The sequence below is a fragment of the Aeromonas sp. 602200 genome, from assembly GCF_049173895.1.
Taxonomy (GTDB): domain Bacteria; phylum Pseudomonadota; class Gammaproteobacteria; order Enterobacterales; family Aeromonadaceae; genus Aeromonas; species Aeromonas veronii_A.
Window position 1 is genome coordinate 55,133 of sequence record NZ_JAAKSL010000002.1, and the last position, 23,694, is coordinate 78,826.

18 protein-coding genes and 3 tRNA genes are annotated in these 23,694 nt (G+C 54.7%); 1 reads left to right on the top strand and 20 read right to left on the bottom strand.

Annotated features, from left to right (window positions below; all coding sequences use genetic code 11):
* From G5221_RS03345 to G5221_RS03395, 11 genes are all read right to left on the bottom strand, one after another.
* Positions 1-2,523 carry a PglZ domain-containing protein gene (locus G5221_RS03345; protein WP_100653508.1) on the bottom strand — a complete coding sequence of 841 codons (2,523 nt, stop codon included), beginning with the start codon at positions 2,521-2,523 and terminating at the stop codon, positions 1-3.
* The gene (locus G5221_RS03350; protein ID WP_100653507.1) at positions 2,520-4,457 is read right to left on the bottom strand and encodes a type II restriction endonuclease subunit M; all 1,938 of its coding nucleotides are present in this window, start codon (positions 4,455-4,457) and stop codon (positions 2,520-2,522) included. Before G5221_RS03350 ends, G5221_RS03345 begins: the two co-directional genes overlap by 4 nt.
* Complete coding sequence (locus tag G5221_RS03355; protein ID WP_100653506.1) at positions 4,454-6,355, bottom strand: Eco57I restriction-modification methylase domain-containing protein; 1,902 nt, start codon at positions 6,353-6,355, stop codon at positions 4,454-4,456. Before G5221_RS03355 ends, G5221_RS03350 begins: the two co-directional genes overlap by 4 nt.
* Before the next feature lie 2 nt (positions 6,356-6,357).
* Complete coding sequence (gene brxC, locus G5221_RS03360; protein WP_100653505.1) at positions 6,358-10,008, bottom strand: BREX system P-loop protein BrxC; 3,651 nt, start codon at positions 10,006-10,008, stop codon at positions 6,358-6,360.
* A gap of 15 nt (positions 10,009-10,023) precedes the next feature.
* A complete protein-coding gene (locus G5221_RS03365; RefSeq protein ID WP_100653504.1) occupies positions 10,024-10,596 on the bottom strand; it encodes a BREX protein BrxB domain-containing protein in 573 nt (190 codons plus the stop codon).
* Positions 10,577-11,359, bottom strand: coding sequence for a BrxA family protein (locus G5221_RS03370; protein WP_100653503.1), 783 nt, complete (start codon positions 11,357-11,359; stop codon positions 10,577-10,579). Before G5221_RS03370 ends, G5221_RS03365 begins: the two co-directional genes overlap by 20 nt.
* Positions 11,356-11,859: a BrxE family protein gene (locus G5221_RS03375; RefSeq protein ID WP_100653502.1), complete on the bottom strand. Its 504-nt coding sequence runs from the start codon at positions 11,857-11,859 to the stop codon at positions 11,356-11,358. Before G5221_RS03375 ends, G5221_RS03370 begins: the two co-directional genes overlap by 4 nt.
* Positions 11,860-12,404: 545 nt before the next feature.
* Positions 12,405-12,959, bottom strand: coding sequence for a hypothetical protein (locus G5221_RS03380; protein WP_421262837.1), 555 nt, complete (start codon positions 12,957-12,959; stop codon positions 12,405-12,407).
* Positions 12,960-13,641: 682 nt separating this feature from the next.
* Entirely contained in the window at positions 13,642-15,918 is a 2,277-nt protein-coding gene (locus G5221_RS03385) for a DUF5906 domain-containing protein (RefSeq protein WP_100653501.1), read from the bottom strand.
* The gene (locus G5221_RS03390; RefSeq protein ID WP_100653500.1) at positions 15,915-16,247 is read right to left on the bottom strand and encodes a hypothetical protein; all 333 of its coding nucleotides are present in this window, start codon (positions 16,245-16,247) and stop codon (positions 15,915-15,917) included. The genes G5221_RS03385 and G5221_RS03390 overlap by 4 nt, the downstream gene beginning before the upstream one ends.
* A 10-nt stretch (positions 16,248-16,257) precedes the next feature.
* The gene (locus G5221_RS03395; protein WP_041980245.1) at positions 16,258-16,494 is read right to left on the bottom strand and encodes a helix-turn-helix transcriptional regulator; all 237 of its coding nucleotides are present in this window, start codon (positions 16,492-16,494) and stop codon (positions 16,258-16,260) included.
* Positions 16,495-16,800: 306 nt separating this feature from the next.
* Here G5221_RS03395 and G5221_RS03400 point away from each other — a divergent pair, with 306 nt between their 5' ends.
* Positions 16,801-16,989 carry an ATP-binding protein gene (locus G5221_RS03400; protein WP_265776019.1) on the top strand — a complete coding sequence of 63 codons (189 nt, stop codon included), beginning with the start codon at positions 16,801-16,803 and terminating at the stop codon, positions 16,987-16,989.
* 154 nt (positions 16,990-17,143) lie between these two features.
* Here the strand turns inward: G5221_RS03400 and G5221_RS03405 are convergent, their stop codons facing one another.
* The 9 genes from G5221_RS03405 to G5221_RS03445 form a co-directional block, all read right to left on the bottom strand.
* On the bottom strand, positions 17,144-18,457 hold the full coding sequence (locus G5221_RS03405; protein WP_005350905.1) for a tyrosine-type recombinase/integrase: 1,314 nt from the start codon (positions 18,455-18,457) through the stop codon (positions 17,144-17,146).
* 161 nt (positions 18,458-18,618) lie between these two features.
* A tRNA-Leu gene (locus G5221_RS03410) sits at positions 18,619-18,705 on the bottom strand.
* 41 nt (positions 18,706-18,746) lie between these two features.
* A tRNA-Cys gene (locus G5221_RS03415) sits at positions 18,747-18,820 on the bottom strand.
* 35 nt (positions 18,821-18,855) lie between these two features.
* A tRNA-Gly gene (locus G5221_RS03420) sits at positions 18,856-18,931 on the bottom strand.
* 181 nt (positions 18,932-19,112) lie between these two features.
* Positions 19,113-19,667 (bottom strand): CDP-diacylglycerol--glycerol-3-phosphate 3-phosphatidyltransferase, encoded by a 555-nt coding sequence (gene pgsA / locus G5221_RS03425; RefSeq protein ID WP_031227442.1) that lies wholly within the window; start codon positions 19,665-19,667, stop codon positions 19,113-19,115.
* A 199-nt stretch (positions 19,668-19,866) separates the two neighbouring features.
* On the bottom strand, positions 19,867-21,720 hold the full coding sequence (gene uvrC, locus G5221_RS03430; protein ID WP_421262838.1) for an excinuclease ABC subunit UvrC: 1,854 nt from the start codon (positions 21,718-21,720) through the stop codon (positions 19,867-19,869).
* A 127-nt stretch (positions 21,721-21,847) separates the two neighbouring features.
* Positions 21,848-22,492, bottom strand: a complete 645-nt coding sequence (gene uvrY / locus G5221_RS03435) for a UvrY/SirA/GacA family response regulator transcription factor (protein WP_005337448.1) — start codon at positions 22,490-22,492, stop codon at positions 21,848-21,850.
* Between the two features lie 212 nt (positions 22,493-22,704).
* Positions 22,705-23,454: a 3-deoxy-manno-octulosonate cytidylyltransferase gene (gene kdsB, locus G5221_RS03440; RefSeq protein WP_266135729.1), complete on the bottom strand. Its 750-nt coding sequence runs from the start codon at positions 23,452-23,454 to the stop codon at positions 22,705-22,707.
* Complete coding sequence (locus tag G5221_RS03445; protein ID WP_005347033.1) at positions 23,451-23,639, bottom strand: Trm112 family protein; 189 nt, start codon at positions 23,637-23,639, stop codon at positions 23,451-23,453. The genes kdsB and G5221_RS03445 overlap by 4 nt, the downstream gene beginning before the upstream one ends.
* Between the last annotated feature and the right edge of the window lie 55 nt (positions 23,640-23,694).

Genomic DNA, 23,694 nt, shown 5'->3' on the forward strand with positions numbered 1-23,694 from the left:
TTACACCGCATAGTCCGTTTCTAGGTCAAGTTGGCAATACACTGCATAAGTTGTTGGATGCAAAGCCTTTACCTTGAATTTACCTTCGAAATCCATGTGCATCCTGAGTGTGACTTGAACCTTGTCACCGGGCGTCAAAGATAATGTTCCTGTGGCCGGGTTGACAACACCTCCCGCTTTAGCCTCGCCCACTACATCACCCTTTTTATTGTGGGCTTCCAGCAAAATTTCAAAATTGTTTTCAATCGAAAACATATCTGTTGTTTCAATTGCAAGATCGATGACGGGCATACGAGTAGTAATTGCCTTGGCACCGTTTTTGTAGCTCATCGCTACTGAGGCTTTCTGAAGAGCAGGCTGATTGGATGCTTTTAACTGCATCGTTATCACCGGCACAACGCACTCTTGAAGCGAAATACCGCCGTGATAATAGAGCAAGCTACTACGGTAAGCCGCCAGTGAATATGGCGCTACTAACTTGGCAAAATCGCCCCGTATACCCATCTTCTCAGCTGAGATAACCAAGTGGTTCCCATCGCCAGCACCGTCACCCAGTGCGCACCGGTCATGAATGCCAATCCAGTTGCCAGCTGGCTTGCTGCAAACATCGCCCGCACCTGCGTGGGTGTTCATGAAGAAGCCGTGATCGGTCGCAATCACTACCTCGTGAAAACCTCGCTCTTTCAACTTATGGATAGCGACCCGAATACGCTTCAGCGCATTGGTAATCTCAGCAGGCGCAGTGTCGGGGTGATTTTCAAAGTGGCTATCTATCTCAACCGCACGCAACACTAGCAAGTCGGTTTCAGGGGAAATATCGAAACGTCCGCGAACAAAGTCTTCTAGGCGCCCCTCTTCGAAACGTTGGCCGTACTTTTTATTAAGCACATCCATACGCTGAGCGACTGTGCCCACCGCCTGATCACCCAACATTGGTAGCAGACACTGTTCATCGTTCTTGATACGAAGTTGCTGCCCAGCACCTGGCAGCAAACTCGCCATGCCGACAGGCGTGATACTCGGTAACTGCGCCATGGCAGCTTGAATTTCAACTTGTCCGTCTTCCAACAGTTGTCGCTCTAGCGCTACACCTAATTCGTAGCGCAGCGCATCGATCATGAAGTACGCCACCTTGTGGCCGTTCTTTTGCAACTTGGGCGCGACTATGCAGTCGAACACATCAGCATTCGATAGCTGTCCAGCTAGCGGCCAGCCGCTTTGCTGCACATGCCGGGTAAAGATCAGCTGCACCTTCTCAGCCAGTTTGCCATACTGCTTGCGCACTTGCTGTTTGACCGGCGTCATGATGCTTTGCGTATCTTGCCAGTCGAAATCACCCACTGCCTGCTCGAACTCGCGATGTAAGCGATCAACCTCACGCAGGTTGCTCACATAGAAGGCCACCAGCATATCAAGATTACGAGCGTTATCAGAAAGTTGCCGCTCCATGTCATCACAGGTTTGCAGCAACTCAGCAGCAGATCGAATCAAATCCCACTGGGCACGGCTCTCGCCTTTGCCTGTCCACACCGACTGCTGTCGGTGTTCTGAGATACTCATTACCAGGTCAATGTCATCGCGTAAAATACCGTTGATAGCGCGGCTCAAAAATGTGCGCTCTTCAAACGGGAACGTATCTCGATTCCCCAAATCAGACCAACCATCAAAATGGCTGACCAGATTGAAATCCCTCTCCATTTCCTCTGCGCGTTCAATATAGGTAGTCTGGGTACGGCGATCATTACGCAGCCGCTCACACAAGTCTTCAATCAAAGGTTTGGCATGTACCTCGGCTCGCGGCACATCATTCAAGTTGGCAGGCAAGTTACCAGGCAGATCAAATACAAACTCGCTGAACAAGACAAAACGCCACAACTCGTTGGCCACAGAGTCCCATGTCTTGCCCCGAGTCTTCAATGTCAGCCCCATGCTATTGCGGAGTAAATCACGCGCCTCTGTCACCCAGCTATCGCTGCCTTTCAATGCGGCCTGCTGCGCATCGTTTGGCACAAGCAGCGCAAACAGAATGTCCCGGGCGGACTCGACTGCCAGTAGCGCACGCAAGTTGGGCCAGCCCAAGCCGCCGCCAATCGCATCCACCACAGCAAAACTAGGTGAAGCATCCTGCTCGAAGATAGCCCGTATCGCCGTGGTGTGATCTGGCTTCGCCTTCAGGCAAAGGCTTTGAAAGCTGTCACCATCCCCTTCAGGGAAAATTGCTCCCGCTGCAGCGATGGGAGCGAATGGATCAGTTTGCCGTTCTTCATCGCTTTCGGGCGCTTTTGCTGGCACATAAACCAAGATCCCTGCGAGCTGCCGATCGATCACCTCACGCAGACCCTGCATGGCAGCAACCCGACTATCAATACTGCTCTTTGATGCATCTACAACCAGCAGCTTTTCGTCGGCTAAACCGTTACAGACGTTTTGGTAATAGCCTGCGGGGTCATATACAACGAGGCTCCCGGCTTTCTGCAACCGAGGCCGCAATATTTTGTCCTGGATAAATTCAGCAATACTCATGCGTTAGCTCCCGCTTTCTTTTTTCCGCGCGTTTTCTTGGGAGCCTTCTCTGGCTCGATGTACAAATCTTCCAGCCCATGGGCGATGGCAAGGGATTTGTCGGTTTTGCACTTCTCGCGCACGCGATCTGGCCAGTAGGCCATGGCCAGGTGTGCCCAGTCGTAGTCGCCTTTTTCCAGCTTGGTCCAGGTGTCTTTCAATACCTTTTGCCAGGCCTTGTGGCGGAATAAAGGCCAGAGCGGCGCGGCGGTGATTTGTACACCGTCATTGTGGTTAGGCTGGTAGGTTGGCGCGATCTTAAGCAAGGTGTCGCGCAGGTCGGTGAGCTCTTGCTCGAAGGTTTGCAGCGCCTCAAATTGCTTTTCCTCATCACGTGAACGACCGCTGCCCTTAATACGCAACTCTGCACATTCACGGCTGACTTGTGTCAGTTTGCCGTTGGGGCCATCGAGGAAATCATTCACCGCAGTGAACAACGTTTGGTTGTTCATGGATGGGTAATAGACCCACAACGTGTAGCTGCCAGACGCGGTGGACAACGGCCAATAGATAGGCGCTTTGCGGCGGCTCTTGGAATAGCGCTGCAGATGGAAGGCGAAGAAATCCTTGCGCAGCCAGCGACGCACATCATCCGGAACGGACACATCAACGCGGCTCAGCACTTCTTCAACCAAGCGAGCAAGATCGTGCGGATGCCCTTGGTCGTCTACCAGAATGCCAGCATGCGCATGGAACGGTTCCGCGCCATCTGGCAGCATGCCGGGGCTTTTAGCTGGTAGCGGATCGAATGGTTCTGGCTCGGCGGGTGCTGCGCGCTCACCTGTGGCCAAGCGCCAGTCGAAGCGACCAAAGGCCACGCCGACGGCCCAGCTCAATAAGCCGGCCGTGTGGTCAATGGAGGCTGCGCTGTCTTCTTCGTCGCCTTCATCATCTGCGCTAGCCTCGATATCGCCATCGTTGGTCACATCTTGGTTGCCTTGCACGGCATCACGATCAACTTCGCTAAAGCTATAGAGATCAAAAGCAATGTCATCAATCTCGGATTGAATGCGCATTAACTCAGCTTCGGTAGCAGGCGGGTTGTAATCGGCCAATCGAGCACGCAATGCTGCGGGCAATGCGAAGGCATGGGAGGTTTCTTCGATGGTGTCCAGTCTGCGCTTCAACGACCAAGCTCGATTAGCCAGCACCGCAAGCGACTCTTGTCGCCTTTTGCTGAGATTAGGAACAGGGATTTTTTGAATCGTTCCAACTTCATAATGCTTCCTTGCCTCAGCAGCCAGACCAAGTGACAATGAAACTAAAAATCTAAATGGACTAGAGTTCATTATTGCCAAGTTAGATAAGATCGTTTCGGCTTTATCTTCCGCAAAGAAGGCTGTACATCCCATGTGACTAAAAATACAGTTCTTCGGCAACACTCGTACATTCAAGTCCAGTGTTGTTGAGTTAGGCCAGGTAACACCAGGTCTAAGGTAATAGTCGATTGCATTAATCCATCGAGACCATTGCCCAGGCTCACCAATTTTGTGGTCCAAATATTCTTTCAACTCGATCCCATTCTTGGCCCAATTTATTACAAGTGGAATATCAGAGTAAAACTCAGAAAATGCACCTCCTTTTGCAAGGGGCAGCCAGTGGGTGTTTTTTACTTCCCAAAATGAGCGAATAAAACGCTCATCATTAGTCGTAGCCAGACCTTTTGTGGCTTTTCTAATTGCGGCATCGACTTCAAAGGGGTCTAGCTCAATGTATAAGTTTCTAATTGCGTCACTAATCCAATACGCGAAGGGTGCGCCGGGTATTTTTTTAAATTCTTCTGAATTCACTTCAAAGCATTGGGACTGATTTTTTGCTTCTCGGAAATCATTACATGACTGCAATAGTGCTTGCGATTTATTAGCTGCACTAAAAAGTCTCAGAAAATGACTCATGCCCTCTTCTCCAGTACATATGCAGCGGCTTCAACCATCGCGTCATCCATCACGCCATACCCCAGGTCAGCCATGACTTCAGGCTTAGCGATTCCCAAGACTACTCCCTCGCGCCACTTCTGATAACTCGAAAGGAAGAAGCAAGTCCGCGATGTGATGGCACCAATGCGCCCGCCAATACGCAGAAGTTCCAGCCCGCGCTCTACCATAATGGCTAACAGATCGTTCTTACTGCGGGGATAGGCTTTGGTGAGCTGGTCTTTGGTGTTAGCGGCAAGCGCGCCAAAAGGCGGGTTCATCACTACCACATCGAACATTTCGCGACACAGATCAATGAGGCGCAATCCTTGTAGCGCATCTTGAGCAAATAGACGCCCTTGGTAGGTCGATTTCGCGGTCTGGGCAAATTCAGTTAGTTCAGCGCGCAGGCGCGCCTCAGCTTGTTGCCAGCTTTCCTGCTCCTGCGCGGCAAACAGGTCTGTGCCCTTGCCCACATAGACTTGGCTAATCAGATTCGGTAGCTCGCGCTCGACTTGGAGCAATACGCCCATCTCCGGTAAGCCCTTTAGTAGCTGCAGCGTCTTTTCGAACAGTTCGGCATCGCGTTGATCGAGGTTGGCGGCAAACTGTTGGCGCAATTCACGTTCAGCGGGTGGTGCAATGGCAGCTACCACATGGCCTTGACCAATACACGGGCGATCTTTGGCTTTCACGTTGGTATCATGCCAAGCACGCTGCGCCCGTAGCCACAGCGCCAAGGTGGCGATCTGCGCGGCGCGCGGATCGATGTCTACGCCGTAGATGTTGTATTCGATAATCAGACGTGGCACATCGCGTGCAAAAGCAGCTTCGTCCTCATAAGTCTGGCTCAGTGGCTTAAGTGCAGCTTGGGGATGGGTCGAGACATCGAGCGAACCTGGGCCATGTTGCTGTTCCCAGGCCCAGGCTTCACGGTAAATCTCAAGGAACAGATCGAAAGCATACAGACCGAAGTGCATAGAGCCGCAGGCCGGGTCCAGCAGCTTGAGGGTGCGTGGGTCGCGCAGTTTGATGGCTGCTTGCGGTTGCTCATCAGGCTTGGCCAGCAAGTATTGGCAGCGGTCCAGCAGTTCTGTTTGTCCGCCCGTGGCGTTAAACCAGAGACGCCCCAGCGTGTTATCGACCAAAAACTCCACCACATAGCGCGGCGTAAAGAACTGGTTGCGAACGGCCAGCTCGCGGCTATTGCGTGGAGCCTGGCTGGCATCGCGCATGGCTTTGCGCTCTTCTTTGGAGTTGAAGTACTGGTAAATCCAACCGATGGTTTCGTCTGCAGCCCAGAGCGGTGCAATCTCAAAGTGGTTAAGCTCATCCAGCAGTGCACGCAGGGCGGTCTCACGCGGGAACAGCAAACCGTTGGCAGCATAGCGATCAAATAGAGCAGGTAGCTCTTGCGCCAGCTCGTCGAACACGCTGAACAGATAAACCTGATATGACTGACCGGTTTCACCCAGCGCCGTACCGGCAATGCGACTATAGAGCTGGTAGCCACGTGATAGGTAGCCTTTGCTGACCGACTCGATTAACTGTCCGCGCGCTTCCATCATCAACAGCGCAGCCAGTCGATTGAGCACGGTAAACGCTTGCTCGCGCACCATACGGTCGAGCACTGCAATGCGGTGATTGGTGTCGTCGGCATCTGCCCCCAAGTAGTGCGCCTGGGTTTGGCGCAGCACTTCGGCCGTGTGACGCTGGCGGTCGTCCAGATGGGTAAGTCGGGCCATGGGCGTGACTTCACCGGTGTTGGGGTCCAGGCCGTAGGTCTGCTGAAGCTGAATGCTGAATTCGTCGGAGAGCAGGCTGCGACAACTGTTAACCAGCTTTTGCAAACGCCCACGGGTAGATTGATCAAAAGCCATGCTTATGCGTCCCCCTCTTCCTGCAATTCGAGCTTGAGCGCAAACTCATGGGCATATCTCAGTTCACCACGCAGTTGTTGCAGTTGCGAGATCAGGGCATCTAGATCATTCAATGAAGTAATCTTTGTCTTCGCTTTGAATTGACGCTGCACAATGGGTTTTGGCTCATGTGCCTCTTCCGGTTGTGTCGTTTCTGCTTCTAACTCTTCCCTGATGCGCTGTTGCCCCAAGCGCTCGATGCGATGCTTGAGCGATTGCACTTGGGATTGCAGTTCGTAGTCCTTGTTGAGCATGGTGGTGAGGCCCGCCAAGTCGGGGGCCACATCTACAATCAGGCGCTCAAGGTTGCCCAGCAGTTCGGTTTGCTCTTGCTGGGTGAGCTTGACCCATTCCGGCACGCGCTTAAGGTCAACCTCGGCCTCTTTAATGCGTGTTTTGAGCAGGTCTTGCATCGCAATCACCGTATCGCGAATGCGGGCGCGAATGGTGGTGAGGCTGGTGCTGAAATCGGCAGCAAAACGATAGAAGTCTGCCTGCTGCAGGCGCTCCTCAATCAGGCTGAGCGCCTCAGCCAACTCTTCTTTTAGCTTGGCCAGCAAGGCCACATTCGGCAGGCTGGCAATGGCCGTGCAGTGCTGACGCAGATCGCGCAGCGTTTGCTCCAGGCCTTGCTCCAACTTGAGTTTGACTTCGGCCGCCCATTTGAGACTTTCGAACAACTCGGACTGCTCGTTGCCCAAGCGGCGCGGCGCATCCGACGCATCGGTGAGCAGCACGTCGTTAATCTCGTGCGTGAGGTTTTGCAGTCGATTTACACCTGGCAGGTTGAGGCTGCGCAACTTCTCGGTGAGCGGGCCATATTGGTGCTGCAGTTGTGGAAAGAGCTTGGTGGTGACCTTGCTGATATCGTCTTCCAACGGCACGACGGTGTCGCCCGTGAGTTCGGTCAACCGGATTGCAGCGCGTGCGAGCACGTCGTTTGACGGACGGTCGCCGCCGCGCAGCGAAATACCGATGCTCTTGAAGGTGTTGTTGGTCTTGATAGCGTCAATGGCTTGCTGGCCGTTGACGGTCACTTCGCGCCCCGCCACCTTGAGCTTGATCTCACCAGCCAGCAGCATGGCTGCCACCAGATAGCGCAGTGTGTCTGCTGACCATCCAAAAGGCGCATCAGCAAAGACGTCGGTCAGGCGTTTGCCGTCCACGGTGCCATTGCGATCGATGTAATCACGGATGCTGATCATGGCCAGGTGGTCGGTGCGAATGCTATGCCGCCCGCCTTGGGTTTGCACAAGGTTCAGCGGATCGAGCGCGCTGGTGATGCCCGACAAATTGCCGACTCGGAGGAATTTCTCGGCGAGTTCGGTTCCGGCGCGCACCGGTGCTTCTGCGTAGCGATCGAATACTTGTTCGGCAACTTCGCTCAGGTGCTTACGCGCGGCATCCTGCAAGTCGGTTGCCAGCGTATCCACTGCAACAACCTGGCCTCGGAAGATGAACGAGCCTTGCAACAGACTGCGCTGGATCTGCGCCCTCAGTTTGGTGCTGAGGTGCTCGGCACGGTCGGCTTGGCCGTTGCAGTATTCGCGGATCTCTTGATCCGGATCGCTGCGGTAGCGGTTGGCGATTTCTCGGCAGCGGTGGATGTCGGCCGTCAGTTCATCCATTTCCGGCGTGGTGCGACCCACCAGATAGATGTTGAACTTGGACGAGTTGTGACGCGATTCGTCAGTGAGACGGGTACGTGCGTTATCGATTTCTTTGGGGTCGACCAGCTCTACAATGGTTTGGATCTGATTGCGCTCACCCGCCAACGATGCGGGCACGTTGCCAGCCGATTGCGCCTTGAGCCCGGTAGAGACGGCGTAGGAGCCGTGCAACTGGGTAGCCGGCAGTGGTGCATAAACACTGGTTAATGCTTCATTGACGATGCGCCGCAGCTCAACACCGCGAAGGGCAACTTGGCTGCGTTCTTGCTCAATGTCGTTAAGCTTTTCGCTGAAGAAGCAAAGGTTGCCGTCTTGTTCGCCAAAGGGAACGATGGGGTCGTTGATTAGCTCTTCAACCGCTTTGGCCACCGCATCTGCTTGAGATGCCCCGGAGATGCTGGCGTGCATCAGGCTGGTGACGTTTTGCCGGGTGATAGGCAGGTTGCCCAAGATTTGCAGAACAGCGACGGTCTTGGCGATGTTTTGATGCAGCTCGGAATGCGAAAAGCGGATTTTGGTGGCTTTCTCGACCGATGCGTGCAAGGTGGCGAAAGCGCGTTTGATGTCTTTATCCAGTGCATCAAACAGCGTCACTGTAGTAACTAACCAGCCAACCTCTTGCTCTGCTACGGCTGGCTTGCTCTCTGTGCCGTCGATCAGAATGTCTTGTACCACCTTGATCGCCGAGCGCAAGCCAATGCCCCCCGTAGACTTAGCCAGTGCACCGAGCAAGTGCAGCAGGATGTCGAAGTGCGCAGGCAGGAACGGGTAGAGATCGACAAAGGCCTTGCGATCGAAGTCGACGCCATAGACACGTGCATCGACCAGCTTGGTGTTCTGACGCAGCTGTTGGCCATACTGATCAAACAACCCGCCCAATTGGCTTTCAGCTACTGACGACTTGCCCAACAACCGCGTGTAGCAAATTTCCTTGATGTCGTTGGATTCAAGAGCGATTTGGATCGGGAAGCGGTCGTTGAGCTTGAAGAGCTCCGGCGAATTGAGGGCAGCCTTCGCGTCATCAGCGGTAAGTGTTTGCTGCGCTGTACCGACAATCCATACCTTGCCGTCACCGATGTTTTTCAGGTTCTTCGCCAGACCATCGAGGTTCAGGATCAGGTTGGGCCGTGGGCCAACGTACTGACCGACTTCATCAATGATGAAGATGATGTATTCCTTGCCCGATGCCTCGCGGGCAATCTCCAGCATTTCACGCACACGGTCGTTTTCGAACACGACGATCTCACTGGATTCGGTGGTGAACGAGGTGGGCGTCTTGAAAAGCGTGGGGTACAGCTTATGCGCGATCTCAGGGATGAGGCTATCGACCACCAACTCGTCATTGCGGTAGTTGTTCCAGTCTTCACCGCCCGCAGCTTCTTTGAATGCATCAAGGAATTCGTTGTAGCGACCTTCCTTCTTAAGTCTACGTTCCAGCGCAGCAACTTTAAGATTGCGCGAGTAGCCCGCCCATTGCAGGACCTTGTAGAACAGGACTGTTGACACCTCTTCCATGGTCGCACCGGCGACCTGTTCGCTGGCCAGGTCCAACATCAGCACTGCAGCTGGAAAGCGCTTTGCTACGTTCGAAAGCAAGGACTTGGTTTGCTGACGCTTCAGGCGATCTTGGAGATGCTGAATAAATGGAACACCATCAATAGTGATGCTGTCATCAAATGCCAACCCCAGATACTTGGTAAACGAGCTCTTACCGGAGCCATAGAAGCCTGACACCCAAACGCCGACTTCATTTTCGCCACCAATATCCATGGCGGCTTCCATTTTGAGCAGGAGATTCTCGAACTGCTGGTCGATGCTGTCGGTGACCACATATTCGGAGATTTCCGATTTCAGGCGCGCCTCTTGTGACACGCCATAGGTAATGACCTTTTCAATGCTGCGATTGATGTTCTTGCTGGGGTCGAAGAGTTTTTTGATCGTCATGTTTTACCTCAATGATTAGCCGCCGACGTGGACAGAGCGGTAGTTGCCATCGTCGGGGTAGAACCCCAGGAATTTGAGTCGGGTCTTGCCGGTGCGCACACCAGGGTAGAAGAACACCGTGGGCACATGGAACTTGCCTTGCAGCTTGCCTTCGATGACTCCGATGCGTGTGTAGGGATGCAGCGCCTCAAGATCGGTGACTAGCAAAATGGCCTTAGGCTTGCCCTCAAGCGTGGCCAGCTTGGCTTCGATGCGTGCCTGTAATGCGCCGTTGCTGATGGCATTGGCGAGCGACGCATTGGTCTTGCTCCATGCCAATGGTGCCTTCTGATCGGCCGCAAGCCAGATCTTGCGAAGTGGAGCCTTCTCGATAATGTCAGCAACATGTTCGGCGATCGAAAAGGTCTCTACCTCCCAACCTTCATTGCGCAGCCTATGCACCCACGCAGGAGTTTCACGCTTTACATTGAGGATCTGATTGGGCGGAAAAACCAAGTAGAAAATGGGCTCAAAGCTGGCATGGCCAAACTCGCGCCCTTGCTTGATTCGCTCCATCAACTCATTGAAATCAGCTTTGAGCGATGACATCGATCAGTTCCTCCATGCTTTTATAGGTCCACCCGATATGCACGACATCAGAGGCGGCCTGGAATATGAGCAGGCCTTGTAATGACAGACGCTTGAATTGATCACGGACGTCGGCACGTTCCAGCCCGAAGAGATCCCAGTCGGAGCTTGAAACAATTTGGTTGTCGCCGAGACCACTGAACTTCAAGTCGTAGGCCAAGTAGGCTGCGACCTTTGGCAAGATGCGATACGCAGCAATCGAGCGCTGGTTGCGGCCTGTGGTGGTGAGCAATCCATAGTCGGCGCAGCAGCCCATCAAATACGAGGCATTGCGCTTTACCGTGATGTCCGACCATGGCGCTTTGGTTTTGCCTTCCCGGACATTGTGTGTAATGAATTCATGCGCATCTTCCAGTTGAAGATCATTTCGGCCAGCTGCGTATCTGGGCCAATAAACCTCTCGCACAAAGTCAGCTAATAGAAGATTGGCGCGTGCAGTGTAGAGGAAGAACAATTGATTCAGCTCGGAGGATGTGAAGCGACCCACCAAGGTTTTGAGGCGTAAAGCAACATATGGGTCACGCAGGTAACGTGGTGCAAAGCACTCTACGATGATATTGCGTAGTCGCCGCGCAGTGACCAAAGGAAAGCGGCCGGATGTCAGTGCAGCCTCATGTAACTGTGATGCATTCATTCCAGGTTGATAAACCTGAAGCAGCTGCCTAGTTTCGTCTAAAAGTCCCAACCCCGCGGATAGCTGGGTAGTGTAAAGCTGCTGATTCACTCAGCCTCCCGAATGTAGGGGAACGTCTGGATTCCGGAGGTGAAGGCGGCACAATAAAAGCCCGCAGCACGTTGTAATTCGGCACTGATGTCTTGACTCATCAGCCCCAGTGACACGGGGCCTGGCGATGCGGATTCTGTTTTTTTTGCCAATTCAGTCAAGCGTGTCAGCGCAAACTCACGACTTACCAATCTAGCTTGCACTGCTTGAACGAAAGTGATGTCGTTCAGAGCGTCAGCAGAAGCTTGCTCTAACCCAAGCGGCAAACGAAATAGGTGATAGATACGGCCAACACCAATGACCTCGTCGTGAACCTTAGCTGCCGCCGCAGTTGACCCCTGGTATTGGGCAAGAAACAGAGAACGGTTAAATATTGGAGCCAAAAAAGCAGCAGCTGTAGCACCAAAGAATTGGCTGCCCCACCAATTAGCTTGGTCGTGCTCCCCTAGGTAGCCAACCAGAACCCGTAGTTCTGCGATTGTTTTTGCGATGGTATTCATCAAAGATCCTATATCGATTTTCAACGGTGCCGCTAGGCTGAACTGCTATAAGTTGCAGTTGTATCGCCCAGACTGGGCTCTTTGCACAAATGAACTCAAGAGAAACCCGCGCATTCTAGCGTTCAAGAATATTTTGTTCCTGAAACGTTAAAGTGGATCACCTGACAAATCAAAGAGATGACGATGTTAACATAAAGAGTTTCTGTCAATCAGTAACGAAATGAACAGCAAGCCGCGTTCAAAATTGACCAAGGTTAAGTTTCTGTCAATCAGTAACGAAATGAACAGCGAGCTGTGTTCAAAATTGACCAAGGTTAACAGGTTAATTTTCGCAGTCCTGTAGGATCTCACGACGCAACCAATTCGGCTCGCGCGCCCGGCCAGCTCCCGCCCGGTATTGCAAGAGGTGGTAGCGTGACCTTGTGCGGTTGTTAGGCCTGCGCTCTGCACCCACTGCGCCCATCTGCAGATCCATACAACCCCACCCTAGCCCTGATCCAGCGCATCGAAGCATTTGAGGAACATGCTGTTCGGTATCATCCAGTTCAGATCTGCATCTCGACTATGTTGGGTGGATTAACAAACGTGACTGTCGATTTAACCTGCATGCTCCCGTGGTTAACGCCCGAATTTTCTCGCCGCCCCCCATCGCCATACTTCTTGGGAGCCAGCTTTGCGGCCAGCCATTTACGAGCATCGATCTGCAGGCGGGCACGAGCAATCACATCATGGTTAACTTTTACGTTCCCGTTGGCGTCGAGGAAGGTGTCATTGCTGCCGTCATCGGCGATTTGGAGGATCTCGTCGGCCAGTTTGTCGGCAAGATCCTCGCGCGCACACACGTACTGGTCCCTAAATTCTACGTAGCGTTCATCAGCCAACCAGCGCATCACCATGGATTTGGACGGCATACCCGGACGAGCCAACACTGCGCGTAGACTCACCCCATCAGCAATGGCGCTACATATGGCCTCCCCCAACTCGTTCGTGTATGCGCTCCGACGGCCTCTTGTTACCGGCTTGGGATTCGACGTATTGGTTTCCACCGTGGAAACCTGAGGAGTGACAACTGGGATCATAACTTGAGTTGTAGAATCCACGTGTTCTGCGCCACTTATAGGAGCCGTAGGCATAGCTGAAGATGAGGCAGCGTTAACAGGTGTTGTGACTCTTGACCATTTGTGCGTCTTGGCCCGCTTGTTAATGGCGGTATGTGAAATGCCGTGCTCTATCGCTATCTGGCGAACACTCTGGCGGCCAGCACAGTACGCAAATTCGATACTGTACCAGTCTGGGGAATCTGTTGAATGCATAGGGGAATAGATCATAGGCGACCAGTATTTCCGAGGAGGCAAGTAGGTATCCAGCCCTACAGGGGGAGCCCCGTCAGTGCAAACGCAGCTGTGTGTGGCAAGAAGTTGTCTGTGATAGTCACTTGGTCACTGTTTTGATAAACATCCCGCCATCATTGGGCTAGCAGCTAGTGACCATGATTTTTCATGGTCTCTGGGAGTCACTCACATCACTCTTTTGGGCACTGCTTTCACTGATCCACTCATTGCGTCATCTCCCATCTGCCATCCATCAAGAAGCATCAGGGCAGTGACCCAGTGACAAACAGTGACCATGAATCAATGTTGGTCACTGCATCCCAACCCGTGCAGGACAAGACATTCACACAGTAAAGTGACTCAGTGACTATGAAATGGGGTATGCCCCCTCCCCTCAAGTTAGAAAAAAAGGCCCCGCAAGGAGCCTTCTTGTCACCACCGTTCGGCCTCATTAAGTAATGTCGGCCTTCAGGGCCCGCGGAAGGTACTCCTCTGCCAGTTCGGTGAGTGCAACATTGGTTTGAGTTTGGCCATTGGTCTTGCGCGTCTTGTACTCCGCGCCCAGCTCCTTTGCAGCCTGTTTAACGGCTTTGCTGAATGAATTAAGCGAGAGTGGGCGGTTCAAGCCGTGGTACTCCAGATAAGCCAGGTAGAGGTGATACAGGAATTTTCTCGGCTCCTTCATCACGGCGACATTTCCCCCCATACAGAACCCTTGCGGCTCAGCCAGAAACGCCAAGGTGGCGCAAAAGTCGAGTACGTGGTCAGCCTCGCGTTTCACCGCCAGTGCATCAGCACCATCCCGTTGCTCCTCCAGCAGACGCTTGGCCAGGTCAGGGTCGGCAAACCGGGTCAGCAGATGGCGAATGATCACCGGTAACTCAGCAGCAATCTTGTCGCCAAGCGCCCCATCCCGATCAGCCGATGCCACCACTCGTCCGAAGTGGAAGATCACCCGGCGACGAGCGATCCCCCCGTTGCGCTCGTTAAACACCATCGGCACGTTGTTGGTGGCCAGCAACACAGCTGGGATCCGAGTGCTGAAAATCGCCTTACCTTTAGGGTTGACCGATACTTTATCGCCACCAGTGATCGCCTTGAGCACGTGGCCATCGCCAACGTACGAAGGTTGGTCCGGCAACAAGATCAGGCGTTTGTCCCAGACATTCTCCAGACCAAAGTTGCTCTCGAGCAGTTTCATCGAGCTACTGCCCACGTTTTCTTGGCCAACCAGCAGCTCGCACAGACCTGCCATGACCGATTTGCCACTGCCGCCTTCCCCCGTCACCTCCAGGAACAACTGCCAGTCGTAGCGATTCGCCAGCACCATAAACAGCGCCGCGTTAATGCGATCCATCTTGGCCGCATCATTGTCGGTTGCGTAGCTCAGCCACTTCATGAAGTGGGGGGCACAATGCGCCAGGGTTTCCCCCACCAGCGGCTCGCTGTACTCGATCCCGTTGTGAGTCAGCAAACCATCGACGAGGGAATGCGGGCGAAACGCGCGGAGCACTAAGTCATAGACCCCATTGGCAAAACCAATCAGGTTGAGCGCCGGACGCGGTATCTCATCAAGGCCCAGTTTCATGGTATCCACAGCAGTGTTGATTATCCGGGCACTGTGTTTGGCGCCTTGCTGCTTAAACATTGCCGTCATACAGCGCGCAAGCACCGCATCCGGCATCGACTCCCACAGGCTGCCGGTGTAACGGTACACCTGGCTCGTGTCGACATTGATGGCCAGGGTTCCCAGACTAGAAACCAGTGCCTCCCCGCGCTGGCAGGCACTCATCTGATCCAGCATCAGCGCCGCGTCGTCCTGCTCAGGGCGCAGAGAAACAACATTAGCCGCCAGCAGAGAACCTGTTTTTTGGTTGCCCTTCTTATCGGCCAACAGCTTACTTTTAGGCGGGGCTTGGCGTGGCTCCTGTATCCCCTTCTGGTGCGCACTGGCAATAGTCGCCTTGACCTCCTGTACCGATTGGCCAGACGCCATGCCAGCAGCAAACAACTGACGCTCAGCGTCGGCGTGGCAGATCTCTCCACCAGCGACCAGTTGCGCCACCCCCAGCGCCTCCCGGTTGAGCGTCTCGTTCCGGCTCCCCATCGGCGCGCTGACAATCGCCTCACAGGCACTCGTCAACGCTCTCTCTCCATAGCGGCTGGTCTCTGCGGAGCTGACCATGGGGGCAATCACCTTTGGCTCATGTTTGGGCTTGGTGATCCACCTCAACAAGATGGCAGGAGCCTCCGGCAGAGCGGCCAGTTGGGGGATGGTATCGCCGCGCAGCACCTTACCGGCTTTGATGTAGATCAGCTGATTGCCGGTCTTTACATCTACGCCGGCCAGTCCATTCGCGTTGTTGACGCTCTGCTTCAAGCTGGCAAGGTCTACCCCTGCTGGCAAGCGGAACAGCCAGTGATACGAACCGTCAGGCAGGGTGTCGGTGAGCATCCGGTACTGGATCGGGAGCGTCTGATTGGGCAATCCGAGCATCGCCAGCAGATCCCTGGGGTGCGGCGCCTCGGGTACCTTGTTACCGTCCAGGTCCAGCAGGACCATTTCATCCAAGCGAACACCAAACAGGGTGTCATCCTCACGCACCATGGAGGACGGGTAGCGCTGCTCATTGCCATAGGGTTTCGGGTTGCCGTTGTCCTGATACGGAATGACAGCGTGACCGTTGGCCTCGATATTTGCAGCCTTGGCTTGCAGGGTTGCGTTCATACCGTACCCCCTACCACGCGCAGCATGGCACGCTTGTGATCGAACAGTGACACGCCGTCATCGTTCTCATAGGCTTCCTGAAGGCGGTGCATTTCCTCGATGCGCGCGCTGTTGGTGCTAGGGGAAGCACCATACAGGGCGAACTGGCCACAAATAACATCCCTGCTAATTATCACCGACTTTGCGCGGCACAGGCTTTTGCTTGCCAGCGAGCGCGCAGGTGCTACGCTCTCAGCGCTAGGTTTAATTATCTGGCCAATATCAAACATGCTAACCGAAGAGGCCGCCGTACCATGGCGGCTCTTTTTTGCGTAATTGGTGACTGTCATCCTCGCCTCCTTACGCCTCACGGCTCTTCTGGATCTGGGCGATGAGCCATGCTTCCAACTCCTCTTCAATCCAACCAACGGCTTTTGCGCCGATGGACACCGGTTTGGGAAAGGTCGGGTCATAAACATTGGGGTACTTCGGATTGGGACGCATTTTGGCGTAGATGGTAGAGCGGGACAGCCCGGTGCGGGCTTCAACCTCATTACGGCGAATAATGGTCAGAGTGGGTTTGCTTTCTTTAGCCATGTTAGTCATTCCCTGTCATGTACTGGAACGAAATGCACCAGCATGGCTCCTTATTTTTATCATTTCGTCACCAATTCCTAACCCTACAGGGGGAAACCCCGTCAGAGACGCACTTGACAAGGGAAATTAAATGGCGAGTAGGTGTGGATGACTTCCTGGAACAGCAACGAAATCTGCTGTTGAACGGCGGAACCGGGACGGGTCAAACCCACCTGGCATCGCCTTGGGATGCAATGCTGAGGGCCGGGTCAAGCGAGTGCGTTTCTATACAGTGGTGTACTGGTCAGCGAACTGGAGCAGGAAAAGGTGGCAGGCAAAGCCGGGCTGCTTGCCATTCGGTTGGTCAATGTCGATGCAGTGATTCTGGGCAAACTGAGCTATCTGCCGTTTGCCGAAAGCGGAGGCGCTCTGCTGTTTCACCTGATCAGCAAGCTGCGCAAGCGCACCAGCCCGCTCCTGACCTCCAACCTGGCCTTCAGCAAGTGGAGAAGATGACAACGGTGATGCTGGATAGGATCATGTGAGTTTATCGAGACAGGCAACGACGCCTATCGCTTCAAACAGAGGATGAAATCAGCCAGCTAACCCTGGTCAATGTTGGACGCTGATCCCTGGTCATTTTTCGATGCTGATTGACAACCCGATCCGTCTATACAGACAGACTGTTTGGCAAGTGAATTACATTGCTCTCCAACCCGGTAAATTCATGGGGTGGCACATAGTGATGCTTGCAACAGTCCAGCCAGTCAGCCCACCATTGCACCATCTGTTGCCGCTGGGTGATAAATTCGGCCCGATGAATGTAAGCCGCCCGCACACCGTTACGCTCCTTATGGCTCATCTGCCGTTCAATGGCATCCGCACTCCATTGGCCTGATTCAAGCAACGCGCTGCAGGCCATCGCCCGGAAGCCATGACCGCATACCTCCACCTTGGTGTCATAACCCAGGCGGCGCAAGGCACTATTCACGGTGTTTTCACTCATGGGTTTTGATACATCATGGTCACCGGCAAATACCAGATCAAAACGCCCGGTCAAAGGGCGGATCGCCTCAATGATGGCCAGTGCCTGGCGTGACAACGGCACAAAGTGCGGTTCTCGCATCTTGGCACCACGATGTGAATGTTTAACCCCTTCAATGGGATCGCGGGACGCCGGGATCGTCCAGATTGCTCGCTCGATATCGAGCTCATCCCAGCGCATGAAGCGCAATTCACTCGAACGGACAAAGGTTAACAAGGTGAATTTCACCGCCATCTTGGTCAGCAGACGTCCCGAATAACTATCGAGACGACGCACCAGCTCGGGAATATCCTGCAGCGGCAGCGCGGGATGATGCTGGACTTTGCGAACCGACAACGCCCCCGTCAAATCAGCGGCAGGATTGGCCTCAATCAAATCAGTTCGCATTGCATAACTCATTATGCCATTGATGTGTTGCCGCACTCGTCCTGCCAAATCAAGCGCATTTCGCTGCTCTATCTTACGCAGTGGAACAAGCAGGTCACGAGTCTTGAGTTCGGCAACGGGGCAATGGCCAATCAATGGAAACACGTCTTTTTCAAGCCGGGTCAAGATGCGTGAAGCGTGATCGGAGGACCACTTGCCAGCATTATTTGCATGCCATTCACGGGCAACAGCCTCAAAACTATTCACTTGTTTGCGGGTAATGTCGTTACGCACCTGCTGCTTATGGACGACAGGGTCAATACCCTTGGCCAACAAATTTCGTGCGGCAGCGTGTTTGGCACGGGCCTCCGTCAACGACAGGATGGGGTAATCACCAAACGCCATCAGCCCGGCCTTACCATCAGGCTTAGTGAACTTGAAGCGCCACGAACGGGTACCGTTCTTTTTGACCAATAAGTGCAAGCCATTCCCATCGAACAGGGAATAGTCTTTTTCTCGCGGGCGGGCATTGCGACACTCGGTATCAGACAAGGGTCTGGTGGTTCGCGGCATTGGTATACGACTCCTTTATCGAATCGATGTATACCTAAGCGTATACCAATTTATAGCGGATGTGTTAGGAATGACTCGGAATGTTCTGGACGTAAAAAAACCCAGAGACGTTGAATTCACTGGGTTTTTTGAACTTTTTCGGAATACTTTGGAAGTATTAATGGTGCCCGAGGCCGGAATCGAACCGGCACGACGCGAACGTCGAGGGATTTTAAATCCCTTGTGTCTACCGATTTCACCACTCGGGCACCGCAATCGGTATCAAGCTCGCGTGGCGGGCTTGTCAATATGGAGGCACGTTCCGGAGTCGAACCGGACTAAACGGATTTGCAATCCGCTGCATAACCGCTTTGCTAACGCGCCATGCAAAAGAGAGTTGGCTCTCTATTGTCTGAATTTGGAGCGGGAAACGAGACTCGAACTCGCGACCCCGACCTTGGCAAGGTCGTGCTCTACCAACTGAGCTATTCCCGCATTGGTCTGGCTGACTGCCTGACTACGAGGACGCATTCTAGCGATGTTCCTCGCCCAGTCAACCAGAAATATTTAATTACCTGATCGTTCGGGCATTTTTTGCCCTTTTTGAACAGTTTTAGCGCCTTTGGCCGTTTCCTGCCTCAAATCAGCGGAAACCTCACCTTGCGGCGCCAGTGACTCACAGGTTGGCGTGGTGGGTCAAATCGCCCCAGGCCGCCTTCATGTACTGGAACATCGACCAGAAGGTGAGCACTGTAGCGACATAGAGCATCACATAGGCGAGCCATACCATCCAGACGTTATATTGCCAAATCAGACCGGTGAGTGACACCATCTGGATCATGGTCTTCCACTTGCCAATCCAGCTGACCGCAACCGAGGAGCGTTTGCCGAGCTCGGCCATCCATTCGCGCAGGGCGGAGATGATGATCTCGCGGCCAATCATGGTCATGGCGGGGATGGTCACCCAAATGGTGTTGTAGTGTTCGACGATGACCACCAGTGCGGCAGCGACCATGATCTTGTCGGCAACCGGGTCAAGGAAGGCGCCAAAGGCGGTGGACTGATTGAGCTTACGAGCCAGATAGCCATCAAACCAGTCGGTAGCAGCAGCCAGAATAAAGATGATGGCGGCAGCCAGATAGGACCATTGATAAGGCAGATAGAACAGGATGACGAAGACGGGAATGAGCAAAATCCGGAAAAACGTCAACAGGTTAGGTATGTTTGTCATTATTTTCAGCCACTTCTTGTACGTCGCTACATAGTGCGCCAAAGCCGATTTGCGATGCAACCGCACTGGCGCCCGTCTTGGTCTTTTTAATCCATCAATCTTCTCAAAATGCGAGGGCCATTATGGCATTTACGGCCCCCCCGCGTCACGGCTCTTGTGCATCAAGGAGTTAGCGATGTTGCCATACCGCTAACCCTGCTCAGGCGCTGTGCAAGCCATCGTGGATGGTCTGGGCCAGCTCCTGACTGATGCCGGGAACCTTGGCCAGTTCATCCACGCTCGCCTTTTTGACCTCCTGCAGGCCGCCCAGATATTTGAGCAGCGCCTGCCGCCGTTTCGGCCCCACCCCCGGAATATCCTCCAGACTGCTGCTGGTGCGGGCCTTGGCCCGTCTGGCCCGGTGGCCGGTAATGGCAAAACGGTGGGATTCATCGCGAATATGCTGAATAAGGTGCAAAGCGGGCATATCTGCCGGTAAATGCAACTCTTCGTGACTCTCCCCCATGATGAGAGTTTCCAACCCCGCCTTGCGGGTGACCCCCTTGGCAATCCCCACCAGCAGCGGATATTTGCCGCCGAGGAACTCCAGCTGACGGGCCAGGATCTCTTCGGCGCGGCGCAACTGGCCGAGGCCACCGTCGATAAACAGCACGTCCGGCACCTTGTCCGGCTCCTGCGGCTTGCCAAAGCGGCGCTCCAGCGCCTGCTCCATCGCCGCGTAGTCATCACCGCCAGTGATACCGTCGATATTAAAACGACGATATTCCGATGAGAGCGGCCCCTCCCGGTTGAACACCACGCAAGAGGCCACGGTGCGCTCCCCCATGGTGTGGGAGATATCGAAACACTCCATGCGGGCGATGGGGCGCTCCAGCTCCAGCAGCTCTTCCAGCTGGTTGTAGCGGGCGGTGATGGTGCTCTTGTGAGCCAGCCGCGAGCGCAGCGCCGTCTCGGCGTTGATGGAGGCGAGCTTGATAAAGCGGGCCCGTTCGGCGCGGGTACGGCTCACCACCCGCACCTTGTAGCCTGCTGTCTGGCTCAGGGTCTCGGCGATGACGCTCTCGTCCTCCAGCGCCACATCGAGCAACACCTCGCTCGGGATCTGCCGCCCCCCCTGCCCCGACAGATAGAACTGCAGCAGGAAGGATTGCACCACCTCGTCGAGCTGGGTATCGGCCGGCACTTTCGGGAAGTAGCTGCGCGAACCGAGCACCTTGCCCTGACGGATAAATAGCACGTGAATACAGGCAGCACCTTGCTGGAAGGCCACCCCCACCACATCCAGCTCGTCCAGCACGTTGCCGCTCACCGACTGCTGCTCGGTGACCCGGCGTAGCGCCAGGATCTGGTCCCGGTAGCGGGCCGCCTCTTCAAAGCGCAGATCGCCGCTGGCGGACTCCATCTTGCCCACCAATTCGCCAATCACCTGCTGGTTCTTGCCCGCCAGAAACAGCTTGGCCAGCTCAACCTGCTGGGCATATTCGGCCTCGCTCACCAGTCCGGGCACGCAAGGGCCGGCGCAGCGCTTGAGCTGATAGAGCAGGCAGGGACGGGTGCGGTTGGCATAGACCGCATCCTCGCACTGACGCACCGGAAAAATTTTCTGCATCAGGTGCAGGCTCTCGCGCACCGCACCGCCAGAGGGGTACGGGCCGAAGTACTCTCCCTTGATCTTGCGGGCACCGCGATGGACGCCGATGCGTGGATGCTGGTGCGCGGTGATGATGATCCAGGGGTAGGATTTGTCGTCCCGCAGCAGCACGTTGTAACGGGGCTGGTACTGCTTGATGAGATTGTGCTCGAGGATCAGCGCCTCGGTCTCGGTGTGGGTGACGGTGACCTGGATATCTGCGATCTGGCGCACCAGGGTGCGAGTCTTGATGCTGTCGACGTTGGTGCGAAAGTAGGAGGCGAGCCGCTTTTTCAGATCCTTGGCCTTGCCCACGTAGATCACGGTGCCACCGCTGTCATACATGCGGTAGACACCGCTCTGATGGGTGACGGCGCTCAAAAACGCCTTGCTGTCGAAGAGAGGTTCGGGAGAGAGGGTCATCAGCTACTCGGCTCACACAAAGGCAAAAATTGACGGGCAGAGCATACTGCCCTCGCCGCCCGAAAAGCAAAGGGGCAGAAAAGCAAAAAGGCGGCACTCGCCGCCTTTGTGACCACACGCCACCCGATTAGAGGGTATCGGCATCCAGCATGCCATAGCGAATGGCCAGATGGGTCAGTTCCACGTCACCGTTGATCCCCAGCTTACTGAACAGCCGATAGCGGTAGCTGTTGACCGTCTTCGGGCTCAGGTTGAGCTGCTCGGAGATATCAGTCACCTTCTGCCCCTTGGTGATCATCATCATGATCTGCAGTTCGCGCTCGGAGAGGGACTTGAAGGGATTCTCGTCAGCGGAGGCAAATTGGCTGAGGGCCATCTGCTGGGCAATCTCCGGGGAGATGTAACGCTGACCGGAGTGCACCAACCGGATCGCCTGGATCATCTCGTCAGGAGCAGCCCCCTTGGTCAGGTAACCGGCGGCGCCTGCCTGCATCACCTTGGTGGGGAACGGATTTTCTGAATGAATGGTCAGCACTATGATGCGTACATCGGGGCGGATCCGCAGAATTTTGCGGGTCGCTTCCAGACCACCAATACCCGGCATGTTCATGTCCATCAGGATCACGTCCGGATGGTGTTGGCGACAGAACGTAACTGCGGTCTCGCCGCTCTGTGCCTCACCCACCACCTTGATCCCGCGCACATCTTCAAGAATGCGTCTTATCCCTGTACGCACCAGCTCATGATCATCGACCAGGAATACATTTATCACCCAAACACCCCGTTTTATCTCGTTTTAGCCGCCCGGTTAGGGTTAACAGGGCGTCTTGCATCATAACCAAACTCGTCGCTTTGGCAAACCATGCACGCCAAAAGTTTGAGAAAACCCATGTTTAGCGTTTAAAATCAAATAATTATATAAATTTTCAAAACAAAAAACGGTGCCTTGCGACACCGTCTTTCATGACTTTAGTGCTGTGGCCATCACTTGGCCAAAAAGGCCCGCACCTTCTCAAGATCGGCCTGGGTATCCACCCCGACCGGCGGCGCTTCAAGGGCCTGGGCGACGTGGATCTTCTCCCCGTACCAGAGCACCCGTAGTTGCTCCAGCGCCTCGACCTGCTCCAGCACGCTCGGTGCCCAGTCTACGTAACGCTGGATAAAGCCGGCGCGATAGGCGTAGATGCCGATATGGCGCTGGTAGTGGTCACCAATCTGCTCATGGCTCTTGGCAAAGCGATCCCGATCCCAGGGAATGCTGGCGCGACTGAAGTAGAGGGCGTAGCCATCCTTGTCAGTCACCACTTTCACTGCGTTCGGGTTGAACGCCTCTTCGGCATCCTTGATCGGCACCGACAAGGTCGCCATCGGCGCCGTGGCGGCGGCCAGATTATCCGCTACCTGACGAATGATGGCGGGCGGAATGAGCGGCTCATCCCCCTGCACATTGACGATGATGGTATCGGCGGCAAAGCCGAAGTGACGGCACACCTCGGCCAGACGCTCGGTGCCGGACTGGTGATCCGGTGAGGTCATGCACACCTCGACGCCGGTGCTCAGCAGTGCCTGCTGCACCCGCTCGTCATCGGTGGCGACGATCACCCGATCGGCACCGGATTGCAGGGCTTTCTCCACCACGTGCTGCACCATGGGCTTGCCATGGATATCAGCCAGCGGCTTGCCCGGCAGACGGGTTGACGCATAGCGGGCCGGAATGACGACGACGAAACTCATGACGGTAGCTCATCGCTATTGAGCGGACGGGCACGGTTCTCCAGCAGCACCGGGATCCCCTCCTCCAGCGGATAGGCCAGCTTGTCAAAACGGCAGACCAGCTCATGGACTGCTTTGTTGTAATGCAGCTTACCCTTGCAGACCGGGCAGGCGATGATGTCGAGCAACTTGATGTCCAAAGCCAAAACGATACTCCTTCAACGATGTCGCGCTGGCGGCTTCATCACGCCAGCGATGGAT